The organism is Mesorhizobium sp. M7A.F.Ca.CA.002.04.1.1 (assembly GCF_004022805.1).
Taxonomy (GTDB): Bacteria; Pseudomonadota; Alphaproteobacteria; order Rhizobiales; family Rhizobiaceae; genus Mesorhizobium; species Mesorhizobium ciceri.
Window position 1 is genome coordinate 1 of sequence record NZ_RZPL01001323.1, and the last position, 442, is coordinate 442.

General features: G+C 64.7%; 1 pseudogene. It reads left to right on the top strand.

Annotation, left to right across the window (positions count from 1 at the left end):
* Positions 1-442 (top strand): annotated as a pseudogene (locus tag ENZ75_RS34015) (dihydroorotase); the annotation flags it as partial.

The following is a 442-nucleotide window of genomic DNA, read 5'->3' on the forward strand; positions in this document are numbered from 1 at the left end:
CCTTCTGGGTCGGCGGCACCCGCGAGAATGCCGGGGATGTCGGCGAGCTTGAGCGGCTGCCGGGTGCGGCCGGGATCAAGGTTTTCATGGGCTCGTCCACTGGCGACCTGCTGGTCGAGGATGACGAGGGCGTGGCGTCGATCCTGAGAAACACGCGCCGGCGCGCCGCCTTTCATTCGGAAGACGAATTCCGGCTGCGCGAGCGCCTTGGCGAACGCATCGAAGGCGACCCGGCATCGCACCCTGTCTGGCGCGACGAGATCGCCGCCTTGCGCTGTACCGAACGGCTGGTACGCATTGCGCGAAACGCCCGTGCCCGCATCCATGTTCTACACATCTCGACCGCCGAGGAGATTGTGTTCCTCGAACAACACAAGGATGTCGCGACCTGCGAGGCGACGCCACATCATTTGACGCTGAGCGCCGACGACTATCTCAGGCT